The 17673-nt window shown below is 68.5% G+C and carries 14 protein-coding genes, 1 tRNA gene and 2 pseudogenes; 12 read left to right on the top strand and 5 right to left on the bottom strand.

Annotated elements, in window-relative coordinates; all coding sequences use genetic code 11:
* Nucleotides 1–6: 6 nt before the first annotated feature.
* On the top strand, nucleotides 7–2970 hold the full coding sequence (locus ACF068_RS01065) for a type III restriction-modification system endonuclease (RefSeq protein WP_392272029.1): 2964 nt from the start codon (nucleotides 7–9) through the stop codon (nucleotides 2968–2970).
* A gap of 460 nt (nucleotides 2971–3430) precedes the next feature.
* Here the strand turns inward: ACF068_RS01065 and ACF068_RS01060 are convergent, their stop codons facing one another.
* A complete protein-coding gene (locus tag ACF068_RS01060; RefSeq protein ID WP_392272028.1) occupies nucleotides 3431–3619 on the bottom strand; it encodes a hypothetical protein in 189 nt (62 codons plus the stop codon).
* A gap of 136 nt (nucleotides 3620–3755) precedes the next feature.
* Nucleotides 3756–4010, bottom strand: coding sequence for a hypothetical protein (locus ACF068_RS01055; protein ID WP_392272027.1), 255 nt, complete (start codon nucleotides 4008–4010; stop codon nucleotides 3756–3758).
* Between the two features lie 843 nt (nucleotides 4011–4853).
* Between ACF068_RS01055 and ACF068_RS01050 the strand changes: the two genes are divergently transcribed.
* Genes ACF068_RS01050 through ACF068_RS01040 form a run of 3 tightly spaced genes read left to right on the top strand, consistent with a single transcriptional unit; the run spans nucleotide 4854 to nucleotide 7028 of the window.
* Nucleotides 4854–5396 (top strand): hypothetical protein, encoded by a 543-nt coding sequence (locus ACF068_RS01050; RefSeq protein ID WP_392272026.1) that lies wholly within the window; start codon nucleotides 4854–4856, stop codon nucleotides 5394–5396.
* Nucleotides 5396–6535 carry a hypothetical protein gene (locus tag ACF068_RS01045; protein WP_392272025.1) on the top strand — a complete coding sequence of 380 codons (1140 nt, stop codon included), beginning with the start codon at nucleotides 5396–5398 and terminating at the stop codon, nucleotides 6533–6535. The genes ACF068_RS01050 and ACF068_RS01045 overlap by 1 nt, the downstream gene beginning before the upstream one ends.
* Nucleotides 6536–6539: 4 nt before the next feature.
* Nucleotides 6540–7028, top strand: coding sequence for a hypothetical protein (locus ACF068_RS01040; protein ID WP_392272024.1), 489 nt, complete (start codon nucleotides 6540–6542; stop codon nucleotides 7026–7028).
* On the opposite strand, the pseudogene ACF068_RS01035 reads toward ACF068_RS01040, so the two are convergent.
* A pseudogene (locus ACF068_RS01035) lies at nucleotides 6968–7408 on the bottom strand (hypothetical protein); the annotation flags it as partial. The gene ACF068_RS01040 and the pseudogene ACF068_RS01035 sit on opposite strands and share 61 nt — an antisense overlap.
* Nucleotides 7409–8668: 1260 nt before the next feature.
* On the opposite strand from ACF068_RS01035, the gene ACF068_RS01030 reads away from it, so the two are divergent.
* Both ACF068_RS01030 and ACF068_RS01025 read left to right on the top strand, forming a co-directional pair.
* The gene (locus ACF068_RS01030) at nucleotides 8669–9496 is read left to right on the top strand and encodes a hypothetical protein (RefSeq protein WP_392272023.1); all 828 of its coding nucleotides are present in this window, start codon (nucleotides 8669–8671) and stop codon (nucleotides 9494–9496) included.
* A gap of 224 nt (nucleotides 9497–9720) precedes the next feature.
* Nucleotides 9721–10062, top strand: coding sequence for a hypothetical protein (locus ACF068_RS01025; protein ID WP_392272022.1), 342 nt, complete (start codon nucleotides 9721–9723; stop codon nucleotides 10060–10062).
* Between the two features lie 125 nt (nucleotides 10063–10187).
* On the opposite strand, the pseudogene ACF068_RS01020 reads toward ACF068_RS01025, so the two are convergent.
* A pseudogene (locus tag ACF068_RS01020) lies at nucleotides 10188–10953 on the bottom strand (transposase).
* Nucleotides 10954–11025: 72 nt separating this feature from the next.
* On the opposite strand from ACF068_RS01020, the gene ACF068_RS01015 reads away from it, so the two are divergent.
* Nucleotides 11026–11406, top strand: a complete 381-nt coding sequence (locus tag ACF068_RS01015; RefSeq protein ID WP_392272021.1) for a hypothetical protein — start codon at nucleotides 11026–11028, stop codon at nucleotides 11404–11406.
* Between the two features lie 321 nt (nucleotides 11407–11727).
* Here ACF068_RS01015 and ACF068_RS01010 read toward each other — a convergent pair.
* A tRNA-Arg gene (locus ACF068_RS01010) sits at nucleotides 11728–11799 on the bottom strand.
* Between the two features lie 120 nt (nucleotides 11800–11919).
* Between ACF068_RS01010 and ACF068_RS01005 the strand changes: the two genes are divergently transcribed.
* From ACF068_RS01005 to thrC, 5 genes are all read left to right on the top strand, one after another.
* On the top strand, nucleotides 11920–12399 hold the full coding sequence (locus ACF068_RS01005) for a response regulator (protein ID WP_392272020.1): 480 nt from the start codon (nucleotides 11920–11922) through the stop codon (nucleotides 12397–12399).
* Between the two features lie 76 nt (nucleotides 12400–12475).
* Entirely contained in the window at nucleotides 12476–13570 is a 1095-nt protein-coding gene (gene nrtL / locus ACF068_RS01000; protein WP_392272019.1) for an ArgS-related anticodon-binding protein NrtL, read from the top strand.
* 7 nt (nucleotides 13571–13577) lie between these two features.
* Nucleotides 13578–14969 (top strand): diaminopimelate decarboxylase, encoded by a 1392-nt coding sequence (gene lysA / locus ACF068_RS00995; protein WP_392272018.1) that lies wholly within the window; start codon nucleotides 13578–13580, stop codon nucleotides 14967–14969.
* Nucleotides 14970–15064: 95 nt separating this feature from the next.
* The gene (locus tag ACF068_RS00990) at nucleotides 15065–16357 is read left to right on the top strand and encodes a homoserine dehydrogenase (protein WP_392272017.1); all 1293 of its coding nucleotides are present in this window, start codon (nucleotides 15065–15067) and stop codon (nucleotides 16355–16357) included.
* Between the two features lie 6 nt (nucleotides 16358–16363).
* The gene (gene thrC / locus ACF068_RS00985; RefSeq protein WP_392272016.1) at nucleotides 16364–17422 is read left to right on the top strand and encodes a threonine synthase; all 1059 of its coding nucleotides are present in this window, start codon (nucleotides 16364–16366) and stop codon (nucleotides 17420–17422) included.
* The last annotated feature ends 251 nt before the right edge of the window (nucleotides 17423–17673 follow it).

The raw sequence follows: 17673 nt of genomic DNA, 5'->3' as shown, positions 1-17673 counted from the left end.
GACCAGATGACCGACCTCCGTCTGCACTTCGACGCCGAACTGGAGCACCAGCGCAAGGCCGTCGCCGCCGTCCGCGACCTCTTCCAGGGGCAGGAGACCGGCCAGGGCCTGTTCACCGTCACCGAGCAGCGCGCCGACCTCTTCACCCCCGGCACCGGACTCGCCAACCGGCTCACCCTCGGCGCCGAGCGGCTCGGCGAGAACCTCCGCGCCGTCCAGCTCCGCGGCGGCCTGCCGCCCTCGCCCGACCCCGACCCCGACGACCTCAACTTCACCGTCGAGATGGAGACGGGCACCGGCAAGACCTACGTCTACCTGCGCACCATCCACGAGCTCCACCAGCACTACGGCTTCACCAAGTTCGTCATCGTCGTCCCCTCCGTCGCCATCAAGGAGGGTGTCAACAAGTCCCTCCAGATCACCCGGGAACACTTCAAGGCCCTCTACGACGGAACCCCCCTGACGTACTTCATGTACGACTCCGCCCAACTGGGGGAGGTGCGGAACTTCGCGTACGCCACCGGCATCCAGGTGATGATCACCACCGTGGCGGCCATCAACAAGAAGGACACCGCCCTCATCTACCAGCCCAGCGAGAAGACCGGCGGCGACGCCCCCATCGACCTGATCCGCCGCACCCGGCCCGTGCTGATCGTCGACGAACCGCAGAGCGTCGACGGCGGCCTGAGCGGCAAGGGCCGGCAGGCCCTCGCGGCCATGGACCCGCTCTTCACCCTCCGCTACTCCGCCACCCACGTCGACACGTACGACATGGTCTACAAGCTCGACGCCGTCGAGGCCTACCAGGCCGGACTCGTCAAGCAGATCGAGGTCGCCGGCGGCTCCGTCGAGAACGCCCACGGCCGCCCGTACGTCCGCCTCGAATCCGTCAGCACCCGCAAGAACGACTTCTCCGCCACCGTCGAACTCGACGTCGCCGCCCGGAGCGGCGGCGTACGCCGCACCAGCGTCGTGGTGCGCGACGGCGACCTCCTCGACGTGGTCACCGGGCGCTCCGTGTACGAGGGCCTCCAGATCGGCGAGATCGACAAGACCCGGGGCGCCGAGTTCCTGCACCTGCGCGGCGCCGGCGTCAGCCGCTACCTGCGCCTTGGCGAGGCCCACGGCGACATCCCGCCCCTGGAGAAGGCCCGCCAGCTCATCCGCCGGACGATCCGCGAGCACCTCGACAAGGAGGTCCTGCTGCGCCCCAAGGGCATCAAGGTGCTCAGCCTGTTCTTCATCGACCGCGTCGACCGCTACCGCGCGTACGGCGACGACGGCAAGCCCGTCAAGGGCGACTACGCGCGGATCTTCGAGGACGAGTACCAGCGGCTGCGCAATCACCCCCGGTACGCCACCCTGCTGGGCGAGGCTGACCTGGAGTCCGAGGCAGCCGCCGTGCACGACGGCTACTTCGCAAGCGACAAGAAGGGCGCCTGGAAGGACGTCACCGAGGGCCGCGGCCAGGAGGGGGCGGAGGCCCAGCGGGCGTACGACCTCATCATGCGGGACAAGGAACGCCTGCTGAGCCTGGACGAGCCGCTGAAGTTCCTCTTCTCCCACTCGGCGCTCCGCGAGGGCTGGGACAACCCGAACGTCTTCCAGATCTGCGGTCTGCGCGAAATGGGCACCGACCGCCAGCGCCGCCAGACCATCGGCCGCGGCCTGCGCCTCGCGGTCGACCGGACGGGCCGCCGGGTGCAGGGCTCCGACGTCAACACCCTCACCGTGATCGCCACCGAGAGCTACGAGCAGTTCGCCGCCGAGCTCCAGACGGAACTGGAGACCACCGAGCGGATCCGCTTCGGCGTCGTGGAACCCCACCAGTTCGCCGGCCTGCCCTCCCCGGTCGACCCCGCCGTCCCCGTCGGCTTCGACACCTCCGAACGGATCTACGCCCACCTGTGCGCCGAGGGCTACGTGCACCACACCGGGAAGATCGACGCCGAGGCCCTCACCCGGGCCCTCGCCGACGGCACCTTCGCCCTCCCGCCCGAACACTCCGCGCTGACCGCCGCCGTGGCCGACCTGCTCACCCGGCGCGCCCGCGGGCTGAAAATCAACAACCGGGACGAGAAGCACACCGTCAAGGTGCGCAAGCAGGTCTTCGAGAGCGAGGCCTTCCGGGACCTGTGGGAGCGGGTCAAGCACCGCACCACCTACCGGGTGGACTTCGACACCGAGAAGCTCGTCGCCGAGTGCGTCCGCGGCGTCCGCGAAGCCCCGCCGGTGACCCCGGCGCGGATGCGCTGGAGCAAGGCCCGCGTCCTGATCACCGAAGCCGGCCTCACCACCACCGACGGGACGACCTCGGCCCCCGAACGCGTCGACCAGGGCGACCTGCCGCTGCCCGACCTCCTCGGCGAACTGGTCGACCGCACCCGGCTCACCCGCCGCACCGTCCGGCGCATCCTCACCGAGAGCGGCCGCCTGGCCGACTTCCGCGCCAACCCGCAGGAGTTCATCGACCTCGTCGCCACCACCATCACCGCCCGCAAACGCCGGATGCTCGTCGACGGCGTCAAGTACGTGCGGCTCGGCAGCGGCGACTTCTACGCCCAGGAGCTCTTCGAGGAGGAGGAGCTGCACGGCTACCTCGACAAGAACCTCCTGCCCGCGCAGCGCAGCGTGTACGAGGAGGTGCGCTACGACTCCGACACCGAGCGCCGGTTCGTCGAGGACATGGAGAAGGACGAGAGCGTCGTCCTCTACACCAAGCTGCCCGCCTGGTTCCGCATCCCCACCCCGCTGGGCGCCTACAACCCGGACTGGGCCATAGTGCGCGACACCCCCGACGGACGGCGCCAGCTCTACCTGGTGATAGAGACCAAGGGCACCCCCCAGGAGCATCTGCTGCGCCCGGAGGAGGCGGACAAGATCCGCTGCGGCAAGGAACACTTCACGGCCCTCGACACGGGCGTCACCTTCACCCACACCCACACCTGGCAAACCGCCCCCGCCGACTGACCCCCTCACCGGGCCGGCCCCCCCGGCCGGCCCGGCCATCGCTTACCACCGCCGGCGCGCCTGCCGCACCTCTTGGTGGTCAGCCCGCCGCGCGTCCGGCCGACTGCCATGGCAAACGCGCCGGCACGGCCAGGCCATCGCCTGCCTCTGCCTCTGGCTCCCATGGCTTTCCGGACAGGACCTGGGGCGAAGCCGTGCCCTTACGCAGAGGACGAGCAAGCGAGCTTTGCATGCTCGTCCTGCAGCGGCTCCTCCGATTGGGCAGGGACGAGCGGCCGTTGTCACGAGCCACAGGGGGCGGGTCACTTCATGGCCATGGGGATCTGCCAGGCGACCATGCCGGATGCTCCCGCGTCGGCCGTGATATCGATGGGCAACTGGCCGGGCGCCCGCTCGATGCGCTGGACCCAGGGCACTGCGTCGCAAGACAGTTCCCCGTCCCTGCCCTGGACCGCGATCTTCAGGGTGCCTTGGCCGACGCACCCACTGAGAGCTCGTATTCCTTCCCTGGAGTCAGTACCGAGTGCCGGTGCACCCCGTCGGCCACGCGCTCCAGACCGGACTCTACGAAGGTCGGGTCGTCCGGCGGGACGATTTCCACCGCGGTCTTGGCACGCCGGCCCTGCTCGCCTTCCTTGGCCGTTGGCATGGGGGACGAGGGTGACCCGCTGGCTGATGACGGTGGGGGGACGGAGACGTTTTGGGGGTCTGACTGTCCGTGCAGCCGGTGGCGGCCAGGGTGAGGAGGCAGACGGCCGTGCCGGCGAACAGGCTCCGTGCCACTGTCATGACGCGGTCTCCCAGTACTTCCGTCCGACCTCCCGGGTGGGCACCTTCGCCGATCCGCTCTTGATGACCCTCGCACGGCACCGGTCAGGGGTGGTTTCCCACTTCTTCCACCCCACCACATATCCCCAGGATCCGTACTGGGGGTGGCCGTACTTGGCGTTGGTGGCGTTGCGGCGGTATTCGTGCCCGAGGGTGATTCCGACCTCGGCACCGATGGTGGCGTCCACCTTGGCCTTCGCGGACGCGATCACGCCGCTGAGTTCAGCCTCGGCACCCACGGTGATGGAGGCCGAGATCTTCCCAGCTTTTCCACCCGCACGACCATGGTGCCGCCCGGGCCGTCCTTGTACGACGTACCCCTCCAGTTGGCCGGAGTGAGGGCCATGACCGGGACAGCAGCCGCCTTGTTCATCGTTTTCCTCATCGTTCCCCCTCCATAAGCAGCACGGATGACACCGCTCGCATGGTCAGCGCGGCGGGCCGCGTCAGAACCTATGGCCATCCGCGCCCCACCGGGCAAGAAAGATCCACATTCTGAGGAAACGTTGAGGGATCCCCGCTGATATCGGACGGAACTCACAGTTCAAGCCACACATATCATTGATTCGTCAATCATTTTTGGTTGACGCTGCACAGTCGAGCTTCGAAAATGCGTGCCGCACGGATCACCGCCCCTGTGACGGGTCCGGATGGCCTTACTGGCCAGGCCGGCAGTGGTTCTGACGCGACTTCCGTGAAGCGGTCACGCCGAGTGATCAGTGGGTGTTTCGAGTGCTTGGAGGACCTGTCGCACTTCCTGGCGCCCACTCGTCGGCGTCGGCGCTGTCCCCCAGCCGGTTGCCACTTCTGATCCGTGCTGGAGAACCCGGCCCAGTGCGAGTCTCGCCGCCGTGCGAAGCGAGGCCGGCAGTCTGGGCAGCGGTTCCCTGGCGCAGCCATCAGGGTCGATCACGTCGACTCGTCCTGGCCGGAGCCGCGCAAGAAGCTGCCACACGACACGCCTCAACCAGCGTTCATCGGGTCTCCATCCCGGATGTGATCATCCGACCATCGTCATGATTACCTGAAGGGTGACACCGAACGGGGGATCACACATGAGCGACGGCAAGGCCACAGGGGACGACCGTATTCCGGAGCCGGACGGGGCGAAGCTTCCGCTGTCCCCGGACGAACTCGAGCGGCACAAGGTCCTCCCCGGATGGGAGGGCCACTACAGCGCGCCGCCCGCGGACAGCACCGCCGACCCGCTGGACCGGCCGCAGCTGCGCCCGGACCCTCCTGGCTTCCTGAAGCCGCCGCCCTCTGGCGGACGGCCGGTCGACCTGAAGATCGCACCAGGTGTACTCAAGAAGGCCGCCGGCCAGATCGACGATATCTACACCCACTTCTACAAGCCGGCCGCGTCGCTGGAGGAGCCCGCGCTGAAGGCAGTGGGCGCGCTGGAAGGCCTGGAGTCGGCACGAGCGGTCCGGCTCGCCCACCGGCAGTGGGAGCGGCAGGCCGGCACGGTCACGGCCTGGCTCGCGCACATCGCCGAAAGCCTGCGGTCCAGCGACGGCACCTACACCCGGGCGGACACCGCCGTGGGCCAGACCGCCGGCCAGGTGCGGATCCGCTCGGCGCTGGAGGACTACTGATGGCCGAGACCTTCTACCTCTCCCTGTTGGCAGTGGACCCGCTGGCGGTGGACGGCCTGGCGGACCGCTGGAAGAGCATTCACCAGGACATCAAGCACCTCGGCAAGCGCATGCACGACGAGGTGCTCACGCCGCTGCGCGACAAGGGCTACTGGGAAGGGGCGGCGGCCCCGTACGCCTGGAAGATGATCGACGACATCGAGCGCCAGCTGGAGAGTGCCGCGAAGGTGGCGGACGCGGCCCGGCGCGTTGTCGAGGACGGCGTGGGCGATCTGAAGTCCGCCCAGAATGACCTCAAGGACGCCACGCGGCGGGCCAAGGAGAAGGGCCTGCACATCAACGCGGACGGGACGCTCTCCCCGGACGTCATCCACGGGGTCTGCAAGGTCGAGCTGACCGACGAGGAGAAGAAGACCATCGAGGCGGCGGATCGGGAGATCGCGCAGATCCTCAAGCGGGGGGTCACGGCCGACCGTAACCTCGCCTACAGCCTGATGGCGGACATCGGCCTGGGCCAGTGGTTCAACAGCGATCCGGGGCTCACCGACATCGACTCCACCAAGAAGATCAGCGAGGACGCGTACAACGCGCTGGACCTCGCCCTCCAGGGCAAGGAACCCTATCCGGGGCTCAGTTCGCACGATCCGTACTCGCTGGGGTGGGACTGGGTGACCGGCGACGGCCCCCGGCACCGCGACTACTACTACGGCGACGAGATGACCGAGCTGATCCGGTCCAGCGAGAGCATGGAGCAGCTGCGGCTGGACACGCTGGAGCAGTGGAGGTCCACCGGCCAGCCGCAGGGCAGCGTGGCGTACTCGATCTCGGAGAGCGGCAAGCTGGGCGCGCTCAAGAAGCTGATCACCACGGATCTGCCGGCGATCGTCACCGGGAACGAGGACCATCTGGGCGAGGCGTTCACCGGCTCGTACAACCTGAATTACACAGTCAAGGGCCAGGACCCCGACGGTTCGCTGGTGGTCGAGTACGCGCTGAAGAACAACACCAGCAATGAGTCGCTGCTGCACTACATCGGCTACTACGACTGGCTGGAGAAGTTCAACCGCGAGGAGGGCGTCTTCTCGTCCGTGGACCAGAAGATCGTCTGGACCGAGCGTATTCCGGCGAAGGGGAAGTGAGTCGGTGTTCCGAGTACGTCTGCCGGTGGCCGCCGTGCTGGCTCTGCTGACCTGCCTGCCAGGCTGCTCGTCGGCGTCCACCGCTGTCGGGGGCTGCATGGGGCAGCAGGCGGTCGGAGCGACCTCCGGGGAACTCACGGGCGCCTACCGGGGCGAGGGCGACGCGGAGGGCGTGACGCTCACCCTGAAGGCGTCGGCGAGCAAGCCGGGCAGTGGCACGGTCACCGTTCACGACTGGCCGACCGGTGACTGGTACCGGAGCGAACTCGGCGAGACCTTCGACGGGTCCGGCACTTGGTCCGTGGTGCAGGGCGGCACCTCGGCCACCGAGTTCGCGCACCTGTCTCTCTCCTTCACCGCACCGGAGCGCTTCCTGAATGGGGACACACTCGACTCGCTGTCGATCGCCGAAAGCGACGGACGCACCTATCTCTACGCGGACGACGACCCGGACGTCTGCCCCGCTTTCCGGCTGCGGCTCCAGGGCGGCTGAGCCCGTCGCGACGCGCGGCAGCCGGTGAGTGCGCCCTGTCCCTGCGGAGCCCTCACCGGCTGCTGGCGGTGGCGGAGGCGTACGTCAGCACGCACCAGCTCCCGGTCCTCGTCCGGGTCCCTGCGGTCGTCGCCGTCGGTCACGGTACGTAGGCCCTCACCCTTGACGTCAACGTTGGGCCCGGTCCAGCAACTGCGGCCATGGACTCGCCGGCCGGGCCGAGACCGCGCCGACCACGAAGATCGGTTCGGCATCATCGGCATGACCGGTCCGGTCTCCTCGACGGCCATCAGGCCGGCCAACCCTCACTGGAAGACGGCGACGACAGCGCCTCGCGCTGGCACGACGCTAAGCAGGAAGCCGGAGGCCGCCTTCAGCGGACCGATCGACCGGATGGCTCCCACCGTTGGACGACACAACCTCGGCCCAGGCGACAACGGACCATCGCCCCGCCCAGAGTTCCTCCTGCGGTGATCAGCGGCAACGGCCACATCGGATAGATCCATGAGTCCACCCAACTCGTCTGTTCGCCTTTCTGGAGCCGGCGACCGATGGCGGCTTCGGCAGCTCCCGCCGCCAGCCTGGCGTCCCCGCCGCAGCGGGCCAAAAGGCCGGAACGACGAGAACTAGGAGCAGGCCTGCTCGGCTCAGATCAGGCTCACTACCTGCGGGGATGATCCGAGATCACGCCCACGCCTCGTCCCCGGACCCCGACATACGGCCGCTCCGGGCCGCACACGCCTGCACATACGCGAAGACCCCGGCCTCAGCGTTTCCGCTGGTGACGGGGTCTTTGGGCACCTCATACTGGGTGCCCCCGGCAGGATTGGAACCTGCGCACACGGCTCCGGAGGGCATTGGTGGTCAGCACTTGGGGATGGTCTTGACCTGGGTAAATCTGTCACCCAGGCCAAGAGTCCACGCGCCTCACACGCTACTCACGCGCCCGATGCCGGATGACAGATGGCACGCAACCCGCTTCACCCTCTCTCCGACGCTACCTGCACGCTCGGGTCACCGCTTGCGGCCCCTGTTGGCTTTCTTCCGCTCCGCTTGCCCCCGCTTCGTCCAGTCCCCCTGGTGTCGCCAGCATCGGGAGGTGTTCTTCATGGTCAAGTTTGCGCAGCGGCCTCCATGCTTCAGGGGCCACCCGCACTTGCTCTGCTTCCAATCACTCACGACGCCCCCTGTCCCTGACTTCGGACTCCACAGGGTGGGCCGGCGGTCATCCATGCGGCTAGAGCGCACGACCGGCGCCCCGAGACATTCCGGGCGCGCGGGAACCCACACGCTTTCCAAGTCTGTTTGACCAGCTCAGGGCCGTATTCACGGACGTCCGCCCGTGTTCAGTGGCGTTCACAGCCCTCTGGAAAACCACAGCCCGTACGGCTATGAACGCCAGCGTACGGAGGTGAATGAGACGGAAACTGAGACGGTCTGTAGCGCTGGGCTGCTCAACCTCCGTGGACGTGGCGGGCCCCTAGGGGGCAGACGAGTGGCTGGCAAAGGCGATGGCGCGGGGCGGAGGGGGTGGGGCCGGAGCGGCGGCCGACTCACGCGGACCACGCCGTTCCCGCTGCTGAGAGGTCACTCTTTTGGCGCCTTGAACCTGAGATCGATGTAATCGTATGGTCCGATTCATGTACCGGATCTTCCTTGGGCGTGTAAACGTTCGTTCATGGCCTGACCCTCATCGTCGAGCCCTTGCGCTGTTTCATGCCTTTTTGCACGTTGGTAGAGGTTCGGAAGTTCAGGAGCACAAGAAGTTCTTCGGTGAGCTGACCTCTGCACTCTCCGAATACGAAGTTGATTCGTCGAGCCCTGTCGGTGATTCCGAGGTGAGCGCCTCGTTCCGCCTGGCGTCTTCTGTCGCGGAAAAGAGAAACTTCAAGGTCTATGGTTCCAGGTCGGGCTGTTTCTTTGCGTTGGATGTTGACAGGCAGTGGATTTCTGTAGCTGTACCGAATGAGACCGAGCCGCGTGCGGCCGCCTCTAACGTCGAAGGCTTCTTTCGTGAACTTATGGGGGGGAGGGAGGGGGCGGGTGGGATTTCACTGAGCGTCGACCTCGTCTCCGCTCCCGGGTCCGTAATTAAGTCACTTGATGAAATGACGCCGCTCGTGAAGCTTGAGCTTACGATCCGGTTGCCGAATGATCACAGAAGTCTGTACGAGGCCATCGCGGACATGGCGAGATACGGCGAATATATTCGGGATGAGCGGTACTATAATAAGCGCGGTTTGTGGATGACGCGCGCCGAGGCGGAACGTCTCGATAGTGAGGCGAGCCGGGGGAGGATTGATGTGAGGGCGGTATCGGCGAACGATGACATCTACGACTCCAGAGATAATCCAGCGGAATTCGAGCCATCGTTCACAGTCACCGGAGAACGAGTGGCTATCGCCCTCCTTCTGGCTTTGGTTTGGCTTGCCGAGAGGTGGCCGTCTGGGGGGTCAGGTTCCGCATGAGCATCGAAGGTCCTAAGGGTGAGAACTCGAGATCGACCGAGCCCACAGGGTGGACACCTGGCAACAAGTACTTCAAAGAATTTGTGCGGGTTCTCCATGTTTGGAGTACATGGTGGGGGGTCCACATTGTTGCTCTGCTCGGGGCGGCAGGGGGAGCGTGGATGGGGCGTGAGTGTCCCACTGGGTTGGAGGCTGCGGTACGAGTCGCAGCTTCACTGGTTGGCGTGATCATCGGTGCGGTACTGGCGGCACTTGCAATGATTACGAGAGCCAGTGACACAGAGTTTCTCAAGAAAGCAAAGGGGGCTGGGATTTTGCCGATCTCCCAATATCTAACCCCCTTCTTTACTGTTATTTTTTTCGGTATTCTTTCGAGCGTTTCTCTCATCTTGGTGGCAGCAGTAGGGGGGTTCGCGTCGACTGGATGGCGCACTGGCCTTGGCGCCGCTGCGGGTTTCTTCACATTTTGGACCTTGGCGGGCTTGCTGCCTGCTTTGGGGGCTCTCGTGGTATTCACTCGACTTGTCGAGATCGCTGCCGCCATTCGCCTCCCAGATGAAAAATAGGGGAACCAGCCAGGAGCGGGCTGTCTTCTCTCAGTCGGTGCGCCGCCCATAAACTCCCTAAGGGCTGTCCCGTAATGATTTTTTGGCCGTCTCAAGCGTGGTGGGCCGCCGTGCGGCCCGCTTCCCTATCCGGCGAGGGCGAGGTTGTGCATCCGGGCGATGCCGAGCATGGCGTGGTGGACGCCGTCGCCCTTGAGGCGGCAGTCGCGGAGGATCTTCCAGGTCTTCATGCGGGCGAAGACGTGCTCGACCCGGGCTCGGACCTGTTTGTGGGACTTATTGTGTTCCTCCTTCCAGTCCGGCAGTTCGGTCTGGCCGGGCTGCCGGCGGTGGGGGATGACGAGGCCGGTGCCCGGGTAGCCGCCGTCGGCGATCGTGACGGTGTTGCCGACGGCGGCCTTGGCACCGGACTCCTCCCACGCCTTGCAGTCGTTGCGGTTCCCGGCCAACGGCCTGCCGACCACGACGACCAGGCGGGTGTCGGCGTCGATGACGACCTGGTGGTTGGTGGAGTACCGGTAGTTCTTCGACCGCTCGGCGATCGTGTGGTCCCGGGTGGGGACCAGGGTGCCGTCCACGATGAGCACAGCGTCCTTGGCGAACCGCTTGCGGGGCTGGAGCGCGAGCATCGGCCCCAGGTGGTCGATGATCCGGCCCACCGCCGACTTCGACACTCCGAACAGCGGCGCGAGTTGCCGCACGGTGAGGTTCGTGCGCCAGTACGCAGCGACCAGCAGGGCCCGGTCCTCCAGCGGTCCACGGCCTGCCTTTGCGGACCGCGTCCGCACCCCCACGTCGCAGCACCGCCACCAGCTTGCCGAACTGCCGCGGGCTCAGCCCGGTGAACGGGGCTATCCAGGACGGCTCCGACGCCGTGATCACACCAGCCACACCAAGATCATTCCAGTTGCAGGGGCTGCCCAGCGTCCTCGATCCTGTGTGCTCGGCAAGCAAGGAGGGCACATGGGACTGGTCCTTTTCCCTGGCGACGGAGACAACAGCAGTCCGGATGTCTCCTGGTCCTACAGCGGCTTCGCCGCGTTCCGGCGGCGTCTGGCCGAGGCCGAGGGGTTCGTCCTCTCCGAGATGTCAGGCTTCGGCGGCGAGCGCCCGTGGAGCGAGGTGTCCACTGTTCTGGAGCCACTCCTCGATCATTCGGATGCCGGCGGCGACGACCTTTCGCCTGCCGAGTGCGCGTCGATTCTGGTCCGGCTGGAAGCGATCACCGACCAGTGGACACGGGAGGGCGGCGACCAGCTCTTCCAGCACATCGAGGACGCCCGCCAGCTGGCGGGCGTCCTGCGGCTCTGCATCGAGAAAGACGTCCCGCTGGGCTTCCTCTGAAGCCCAGACTGCGGAACCCGCTTACGGGACAGCCCTTAGCTCGATACGAGGCGGAGCTGAACCATTTGGATCAGGCGGCGGATGTGTTGAGAGTGAGTCTCGACGCCTTCTCGGTCGTGGCTGTCCAGGCGCTAGACGATGACGGCACACAGCTGAGGGGTGAGATTCCATCCTCGCCAGGTGCAGGATGGCCCCACACGCCACTCACACGGGACCAGTGATAGACAGCGACAAAGAGCCGGACCCAGTGGGACTGGGTCCGGCTCTCAGCGTCTGGCACATGTGCTGGTCAGCGGGATGATCACGCTGTTCCGGCTTCTGTGCCCCCGGCAGGATTCGAACCTGCGCACACGGCTCCGGAGGCCGTTGCTCTATCCCCTGAGCTACGGGGGCGTGTCCGTCGCGGTGGTGTTGCTCGCGGCGACGGGTAGAACACTACCAGCTCCGGGGCGGTGCCTGTGAACAGGTATTTAGGGGCGGCCGGGAGGGCCGGGTCGCCCGTGTGGGGCGGAAGTGGGGAAAACCCGGACGCAGGGCAGCGGCTCGACCTACTCTCGAGTTGTGTCAGGCGTGTCCGGCCGGGTGCTCGTCGTGGACGACAACAGGGTCATCCGGCAGCTGATCAGGGTCAATCTCGAGCTGGAGGGCTTCGAGGTCGTGACCGCGGCCGATGGTGCCGAGTGTCTGGACGTGGTCCATGACGTCCGGCCCGACGTGGTGACCCTCGACGTCGTCATGCCCCGCCTGGACGGTCTGCGGACCGCCGAGCGGCTGCGGGAGGATCCGCGGACCAGACACCTGCCCGTGGCGATCGTCAGCGCGTGCGCGCAGTACGAGGTGGAGAGCGGGCTCGCCGCCGGGGTGGACGCGTTCCTGGCGAAGCCCTTCGAGCCGGCCGAGCTCGTGCGGCTGGTGCGGCAGCTCATGCACCGGGAGACGCCGCCCGTCGACGGCCGCAGCGGTGCCGGACATGCCGGGAGTGCCTGGAGCTGACCGGCCGGTCGGGTGGCGCTGCCCGGATGGCGAAACCGGTTCCGTCCGACGGGGCCTCCTCCCATACGCTTGTCCCGTGACCCCCGCAGACCTCTCGCTCACCGTGCTGCACGCCGTGCGCCGCGCGGTCGGTGAGGGCGCGCTGGGGGAGCGGGCGCGGGTGCCCGAGCGCGTGAAGGTGGAGCGCCCGCGGCCCGGCGGGCGCGGGGACTGGGCCACCAACGCGGCGCTCCAGCTCTCCCGGGAGGCCGGGATGGAGCCGCTGGGCGTCGCCCGGGTCCTGGTGCCGCGCATCGCGGAGGCCGAGGGCATCGCGCGCGTCGAGATCACCGGGCCCGGGTTCCTGAACATCACCCTCGCCGACCGCGGCGGCCACGCCCTGGTGCGGGAGGTCCTCACCCGGGGGCGGCGGTACGGGCACGGCACCACCCTCCAGGGGCGCGCCTTCCGGCTGAGCCACCCGGACCACGTCCGGGCCGTCGTCCTGGCCGGCGCCGTGGGCGACCTGCTGCGCGCCCAGGGCGCCGACGTGACCGACGTGACCGACGCCGCGGACGTACCCGACGTACCCGACAGCGGCAGCGCGGCCCGCGCCGAGACCGTCGCCCGCGCCGAGACCGTCGCCCGCGCCGAGACCGTCGCCCGCGCCGAGACCGGCGCCCGCGCCGAGACCGTCGCCCTCCACCCCCTCCCCGTCACCCACGACGTGCGCGCCCTCGGCCCCGACGCCGCCCGCTGGGCGCTGCTCCGCCCCGCCGCGCACGACCGGGCCCTGGCGCCCGACGGGCTGCTCGTCCAGAGCGAGGCCAACCCGCTGTTCACCGTCCGGTACGCCCATGCGCGCGCCCGGGCCCTCCTCCGCAACGCCGCGCAGCTCGGGATCGGCGCCGCGTACGAGGAGGAGGTCGACGCCCCGCGTCTCCTCACCGTCCTCGGCGACCACCCCGCCGTCCTGGAAGCCGCCGCCCGCCACCGCGCCCCCGACCGGGTCGCCCGGCATCTGGAGGCCACAGCCGACGCGTTCCTGGGGTTCCAGCACACCGTGCTGCCCCTCGGCGACGAGAAACCCTCGGCCGCCCACCGCTCCCGGCTCGCCCTCGCCGAAGCCGCCGGGACGGTGCTGGCCGGCGGCCTGGCCCTGCTCGGCATCAGCGCCCCTGACTACTTGTGAGAGAGAAATGAGCCGTTCCGCACACCCCGCCGGGCCCCGTCACGCCGATGTCCTCCCCGAGGGCCACTACGCCGCCCCGCCCGCCGACCTCAACCGCCTGGACGAGAAGGTCTGGGCCCGGACCGTCACGCGGAACGAGGACGGGGTCGTCACCGTCGGCGGGATCCCCGTCACCACCCTCGCCGAGGAGTTCGGCACCCCCGCCTACTTCCTGGACGAGACCGACTTCCGGGCCCGCTGCCGCGCCTGGGCGGAGGCGTTCGGCAAGGACGCGGACGTCTTCTACGCCGGCAAGGCCTTCCTCTCCCGTGCCGTCGTGCGGTGGCTGCACGAGGAGGGGCTCAACCTCGACGTCTGCTCGGGCGGTGAGCTGACGACCGCGCTGGACGCCGGGATGCCCCCCGAGCGGATCGCGTTCCACGGGAACAACAAGTCCGCCGCGGAGATCGAGCGGGCCGTGGCGGCGGGCGTCGGGCGGATCGTGCTCGACTCCTTCCAGGAGATCGTCCGCGTCGCCCACATCGCCCAGTCGCTCGGCCGGCGCCAGAAGGTGCAGATCCGGGTGACGGTGGGCGTCGAGGCGCACACCCACGAGTTCATCGCCACCGCCCACGAGGACCAGAAGTTCGGCATCGCGCTGGCCGGCGGCCAGGCCGCCGAGGCCGTACGGCGGGCGCTGAAGCTCGACGGGCTGGAGCTCATCGGCATCCACTCCCACATCGGGTCGCAGATCTTCGACACCTCCGGGTTCGAGGTGGCCGCCCACCGGGTCGTCGGGCTGCTCAAGCAGGTCCGCGACGAGCACGGCGTCGAGCTGCCCGAGATCGACCTCGGCGGCGGCCTCGGCATCGCGTACACCCCCGACGACGACCCGCGCGAGCCGCACGAGATCGCCAAGGCGCTCGGCGACATCGTGACGCGGGAGTGCGAGGCGGCGGGGCTGCGCACCCCCCGGATCTCCGTCGAGCCGGGGCGCGCCATCGTCGGCCCCACCGCCTTCACGCTCTACGAGGTCGGCACCGTCAAGCCGCTCGCCGGGCTGCGGACGTACGTGAGCGTCGACGGCGGCATGTCGGACAACATCCGCACCGCCCTGTACGACGCCGAGTACTCGGTCGCGCTGGTGTCGCGGACGAGCGACGCGGAGCCGATGCTCAGCCGGGTCGTCGGCAAGCACTGCGAGAGCGGCGACATCGTGGTCAAGGACGCGTTCCTGCCGGCGGACGTCGCGCCGGGCGACCTGATCGCCGTCCCGGCCACCGGCGCGTACTGCCGGTCCATGGCCAGCAACTACAACCACGCCCTCCGGCCGCCCGTCGTCGCGGTGCGGGACGGGGAGGCGCGGGTCGTCGTCCGGCGTGAGACGGAAGAAGATCTTTTGCGTCTCGATGTCGGCTGATGAAATAGATGTCTCATAATCCGGACGGAAGGGAGAAACTTCCGTCCGGTGAGTGAGACTGGTCCACACCGTAGAAGTATGAGAAACGAGGTCGGATGATGCGTACGCGTCCGCTGAAGGTGGCGCTGCTGGGCTGTGGAGTGGTCGGCTCAGAGGTGGCGCGCATCATGACGACGCACGCCGACGACCTCGCGGCGCGGATCGGCGCGCCCGTCGAGCTCGCCGGTGTCGCCGTCCGCCGGCCCTCCAAGGTGCGCGAGGGCATCCCACAGGAGCTCATCACCACCGACGCGACCGCCCTGGTCAAACGCGGGGACATCGACGTCGTCGTCGAGGTCATCGGGGGCATCGAGCCCGCCCGTACGCTGATCACCACCGCGTTCGAGCACGGCGCCTCCGTGGTGTCGGCGAACAAGGCGCTCCTCGCCCAGGAGGGCCAGAGCCTGTACGCGGCCGCCGAGCAGCACGGCCGGGACCTCTACTACGAGGCGGCCGTCGCCGGCGCCATCCCGCTGATCCGCCCGCTGCGCGAGTCCCTCGCCGGCGACAAGGTCAACCGGGTGCTCGGCATCGTCAACGGCACGACCAACTTCATCCTCGACAAGATGGACACCTCCGGGGCCGGGTACTCCGAGGCGCTCGACGAGGCCACCGCCCTCGGGTACGCGGAGGCGGACCCGACCGCCGACGTCGAGGGCTTCGACGCCGCCGCCAAGGCCGCCATCCTCGCCGGCATCGCCTTCCACACCCGCGTACGCCTCGACGACGTGTACCGCGAGGGGATGACCGAAGTCACCGCCGCCGACTTCGCCTCCGCCAAGCGCATGGGCTGCACCATCAAGCTGCTCGCCATCTGCGAGCGGGCCGCGGACGGCGGGTCCGTCACCGCGCGCGTGCACCCCGCGATGATCCCGCTCAGCCACCCGCTCGCCTCGGTGCGCGGCGCGTACAACGCCGTGTTCGTGGAGGCGGACGCCGCCGGGCAGCTCATGTTCTACGGGCCCGGTGCCGGCGGTTCGCCGACCGCGTCCGCCGTTCTCGGCGACCTCGTCGCCGTCTGCCGCAACCGCCTCAACGACGCGACGGGTCCCGGCGAGTCCGCGTACACCCAGCTCCCCGTCAGCCCCATGGGCGACGTGGTGACGCGGTACCACATCAGCCTCGACGTGGCCGACAAGCCGGGCGTACTCGCCCAGGTGGCGACGGTCTTCGCCGAGCACGGCGTATCCATCGATACGGTGCGCCAGCAGGGCAAGGACGGCGAGGCGGACCTCGTCGTCGTCACCCATCGCGCGCCCGACGCCGCCCTGTCCGGGACCGTCGAGGCGCTGCGGAAGCTCGACACCGTCCGCGGTGTCGCCAGCATCATGCGGGTCGAAGGAGAGTAACCAGCAATGACTCACCAGTGGCGCGGAATCATCGAGGAGTACCGCGACCGGCTCCCGGTCACGGACACGACCCCGGTCGTCACGCTCCGTGAGGGTGGTACGCCGCTCGTACCCGCGCAGGTGCTCTCCGAGCGCACGGGGTGCGAGGTGCACCTGAAGGTGGAGGGCGCCAACCCCACCGGCTCCTTCAAGGACCGCGGCATGACCATGGCCATCACCCGGGCCAAGGAGGAGGGCGCGCAGGCCGTCATCTGCGCCTCCACCGGCAACACGTCCGCCTCGGCGGCCGCGTACGCCGTCCGGGCCGGCATGGTCTCCGCCGTCCTGGTGCCCCAGGGCAAGATCGCGCTCGGCAAGATGGGCCAGGCCCTGGTCCACGGCGCCAAGATCCTCCAGGTCGACGGCAACTTCGACGACTGCCTGACGCTGGCCCGCGCGCTCTCCGACAACTACCCGGTGGCGCTGGTCAATTCGGTCAACCCGGTCCGCATCGAGGGGCAGAAGACCGCCGCCTTCGAGATCGTGGACATGCTGGGCGACGCCCCCGACGTCCACGTCCTGCCCGTCGGCAACGCCGGCAACATCACCGCCTACTGGAAGGGCTACAAGGAGTACGCGGCGGACGGGGTCTCCACCCGCACCCCCCGCATGTGGGGCTTCCAGGCCTCCGGCTCCGCGCCCCTGGTGCGGGGCGAGGTCGTCAAGGACCCGTCGACCATCGCCACCGCGATCCGCATCGGCAACCCGGCGTCCTGGGACTTCGCGCTGGCCGCGCGGGACGAGTCGGGCGGCTTCATCGACGAGGTGACGGACCGTGAGATCCTGCGCGCCTACCGCCTGTTGGCCTCTCAGGAGGGCGTGTTCGTGGAGCCCGCCTCCGCCGCCTCGGTGGCCGGCCTGCTGAAGGCGGCCGAGCAGGGCAAGGTGGACCCGGGCCAGAAGATCGTGTGCACCGTGACCGGAAACGGCCTCAAGGACCCGGACTGGGCGGTCGCCGGAGCGCCGCAGCCGGTCACCGTACCGGTCGACGCGGCCACCGCCGCGGAGCGGCTCGGCCTGGTCTGAGGCGCCGTCCGGGCTCCGGCGGGTCACCGCCCGGAGCCCGGACGGCCCCCTTCCGGCCCGCGCGGCGGCCCATGCCCCCGAGCTGCGAAATCTGGCCGAAATTCGCAACCCGCACGGTGTCGTACTCCGAAGCACGGCACGGCTCGCGACACGCATCGTGCGCCTCCTGTGCGCCCTATGTCGCCACAGAACCTTCCTTCGATAGGCTGTACCGAACCCGCCCCGCCGCATATGCCGCGGTGCTGTTGCCG

It is taken from the genome of Streptomyces sp. NPDC016309 (assembly GCF_043077235.1).
Taxonomy (GTDB): Bacteria; Actinomycetota; Actinomycetes; order Streptomycetales; family Streptomycetaceae; genus Streptomyces.
Note: the sequence above shows the minus strand (reverse complement) of the source record. Positions and strands in the feature narration are given on the sequence as shown.